3 protein-coding genes are annotated in these 3612 nt (G+C 66.1%); all 3 read left to right on the forward strand.

All coding sequences use genetic code 11. The features are described 5' to 3' along the window. The coding region (locus BLX41_RS30550) for an MFS transporter (RefSeq protein WP_148059793.1) at positions 1-1257 on the forward strand (1257 nt) is incomplete at its 5' end. Between the two features lie 97 nt (positions 1258-1354). Continuing rightward, a complete protein-coding gene (locus BLX41_RS30555; RefSeq protein WP_123727886.1) occupies positions 1355-2746 on the forward strand; it encodes an FAD-dependent oxidoreductase in 1392 nt (463 codons plus the stop codon). A 108-nt stretch (positions 2747-2854) separates the two neighbouring features. Continuing rightward, on the forward strand, positions 2855-3559 hold the full coding sequence (locus tag BLX41_RS30560; protein WP_011062247.1) for a YebC/PmpR family DNA-binding transcriptional regulator: 705 nt from the start codon (positions 2855-2857) through the stop codon (positions 3557-3559). The last annotated feature ends 53 nt before the right edge of the window (positions 3560-3612 follow it).

A 3612-nucleotide genomic window follows, 5' to 3' on the forward strand; every position in this document is an offset into this window, starting at 1 on the left:
GCGGCGTTCTATTTCACCCGCAAAGCCTTTTCCGTCGCCAAGCTGGGGATCGCCGACGACCCCGACTTCACCCTCGACAAGATGGCCATGGCCAACCTCGACGCCATCTACCTGGCGGCCTATGCCGTGGGCCAGTTCACTTGGGGGATCTTCGCCGACCGCTTTGGCCCGCGAGTGGTGGTGCTGGGCGGCTTGCTGATTTCCGCCGCCGCGGCGCTGGTCATGGGCAGCTTCGCCACCTTGCCGGTGTTCGCCACCTGCATGCTGGTCCAGGGGCTGGCGCAGTCCACGGGCTGGTCGGGGTTGTGCAAGAACATCGGCAGTTTCTTTCCCGCCGGGCAGCGCGGCAGGGTGCTGGGGCTGTGGAGTTCCTGCTATGCCTTCGGCGGCCTGGTGGCTTCGCCCTTTGCCGGCTGGTGGGCCTATACGCTGATCGGCACCTGGCACGCGGCGTTCATTTCCAGCGCGGTGGTGGTGGGCTTGACCGCGGTGCTGTTCTTCATCTTCCAGCGCAACACACCGGAGGACGTGGGGCTGCCGGCCGTGGAGCCATTGCCCCCGCAGAGCGCCGAGGAAGACGCCGCCGAGCGAGGCATGAGCGTCTGGGAGCCGCTGCGCGAGATCCTGCGCAACCGTACGGTGCTGATCCTCGGGCTGTCGTACTTCCTGCTCAAGCCGGCGCGCTACGCGATCCTGCTGTGGGGGCCGGTGATCGTCTACGAACAGATGCCCTCGGTGGGCAAGGTGGGGGCGGCGATCGTGCCCACCAGCTTCGAACTGGCCGGGCTGCTGGGGCCGGTGATGATCGGCCTGGCCTCGGACAAGCTGTTCGGCGCCCGGCGCATGCCGGCCTGTGTCATCAGCCTGCTGGCGCTGACCGTGTCCCTGGCGCTGTTCATGGGGGCCCTGCATACCGGCAGCGTGGTGCTGGTGATGGCTCTGCTGTTTTTCATGGGCCTGACCCTGTACGGGCCGGATTCGATGATCTGTGGCGCTGCAGCCATCGACTTCGGCTCGGCCAAGGCCGGGGCAACCGCGGCCGGCTTCGTCAACGGCTGCGGTTCGGTGGGCGCGGTGCTGGGCGGCCTGCTGCCGGGTTACTTCGATACGGTCACGGTGTTCATCGTGTTTGCCGGCTGCGCCCTGGTTTCGGCCCTGGTGCTGGTGCCGTACTGGAACAGCCGGCCCAATGGGTTCGAGCCGGTGCGCGGACTCGTTCCCAATGGACCTTTGTTGATCAAACCGCTGCGTTCCTGACTTTCGGGCCTCTTCGCCGGCAAACCGACTCCTACGAAGTCTTGTAGGAGCTGGCTTGCCAGCGAACCCGCTCGCCGTTTTTACCTGGAGACTCACCATGCGACCTTTCTGGCTGGAACAGGCCCTGCAACAGCAACCCTCGGATACGTGCCCGCCCCTGGCGGGTGACACCACCTGCCAGGTGGCGATTGTCGGCGGCGGCTATACCGGTCTGTGGACCGCGATCATGCTCAAGGAGCAGAACCCCGGGCTGGATGTGCTGCTGATCGAGGCGGATATCTGCGGCGCCGGCGCCAGTGGGCGCAACGGCGGCTGTGCGCTGTCCTGGTCGGCCAAGTACTTCACCCTGGAGCGCCTGTTCGGGGTCGAGGAGGCGGTGCGCCTGGTCAAGGAATCCGAGCAGAGCATCTATGCCATCGGCGCCTTCTGCGAGCGTTACGGGGTGGATGCCCAGTACCGCCTCGACGGCACCCTGTACACCGCCACCAACCAGGCGCAGATCGGCTCCACCGATGGCGTGATTGCCGCACTGGAGCGCCGGGGCATCAACTCCTTCGACAAGCGTCCGCTGGCCGATGTGCAGCGCATGGCCGGTTCCAGCCAGCACCTGGAAGGCTGGTTTTCGCCGGCGGCGGCCAGTGTGCAGCCGGGCTTGCTGGTGCGCGGCCTGCGCCAGGTGGCCCTGCAACTGGGGGTCAGGATCCACGAGAACACCGCCATGACCGGGCTGGAGGAGGGGCGCCCGGCGCTGTTGCGCACGCCCCTGGGGCAGATCCGCGCCGAACGCGTGGTGCTGGCGATGAATGCCTGGATGGCTCGGGCCTTTCCACAGTTCGAGCGCAGCGTGGCGATTGTGTCCAGCGACATGCTGATCACCGAGCCGCGCCCCCAGCTGCTGCAGCAGATCGGCCTGACCAGTGGGGTGACGGTGCTGGATTCGCGGATCTTCGTGCACTACTACCACAACACCCCGGACGGCCGGATCATGCTCGGCAAGGGCGGCAACACCTTCGCCTACGGCGGGCGGATGCTGCCGGTGTTCGACCAGCCGTCGCCCTACGCCGGGCTGCTCAAGCACAGTCTGGGGCAGTTCTTCCCGGCCTTTGCCGAGGTGCCGGTGGCGGCCACCTGGAATGGCCCGTCGGATCGCTCGGTGACCGGCTTGCCGTTCTTCGGCCAGATGAGCCGCGCCGGCAATGTGTTCTACGGTTTCGGGTATTCCGGCAGCGGCGTCGGCCCCTGCCATATGGGCGGGCAGATCCTCGCCTCCCTGGTGCAGGGGCTGGACAACCCCTGGACTCGCTCGCCGCTGGTCAATGGCCCCCTGGGCTACTTCCCGCCGGAGCCGATCCGCTACCTGGGTTCGCTGATGGTGCGCAACGCCATCCGCCGCAAGGAGCGAGCCGAGGACCACGGGCACCGGCCGCGACACCTGGATGTGCGCCTGGCGCGTTTCGCCGCGGCGGCCGGCAAGGCCGACAAGGGCTGAAGCCTGCCGGCCACTGACTTTTTGGTCGATCAGGGCCCTGAGGACGTATAAACTTGCCCATCGCGTCGGCCAAATCCAACTCGACGCCATAGATCAAGAGAGTGAGTAATGGGCGCACAGTGGAAGGTTAAACACAAAGAAGCGGCAGCCAATGCCAAGGGCAAGATTTTCGGCAAGCTGGTCAAAGAAATCACTATCGCCGCACGTAACGGCGCTGACACCGCCACCAACGCCCACCTGCGGCTGGTGGTGGAGCAGGCGAAAAAGGCTTCGATGCCCCGCGAGACCCTGGAGCGTGCCATCAAGAAAGGCTCGGGCCAGCTGGGCGAGACCGTGCAGTACCACCGCGTGACCTACGAAGGTTTTGCCCCGCACCAGGTGCCGCTGATCGTTGAATGCGTGACCGATAACATCAACCGCACCGTGGCGGAAATCCGCGTGGCGTTCCGCAAGGGCCAACTGGGCGCTTCGGGTTCGGTGTCCTGGGACTTCAACCACGTGGGCATGATCGAGGCCTCGCCGGACAGCCCGGACGCCGATCCGGAACTGGCCGCCATCGAGGCCGGTGCCCAGGACTTCGAGCCGGGCGAAGAGGGCGCGACCCTGTTCCTGACCGAGCCTGCGGACCTGGATGCGGTACAGAAAGCCCTGCCCGAGCAAGGTTTCACCGTGCTTTCGGCCAAGCTGGGCTACCAGCCGAAGAACCCGGTCAGCGGCCTGAGCGATGAGCAGATGGCTGAAGTCGAGGCCTTCCTCGAAGGCCTGGACAATCATGACGACGTGCAGGACATGTTCGTCGGCCTGGCGGGCTAAGACCGCGATTCGCCGGCCAGCCGGCTCCTGCATGCCTTTGTAGGAGCCGGCTG

It is taken from the genome of Pseudomonas protegens, from assembly GCF_003732485.1.
GTDB lineage: Bacteria > Pseudomonadota > Gammaproteobacteria > Pseudomonadales > Pseudomonadaceae > Aquipseudomonas > Aquipseudomonas protegens_B.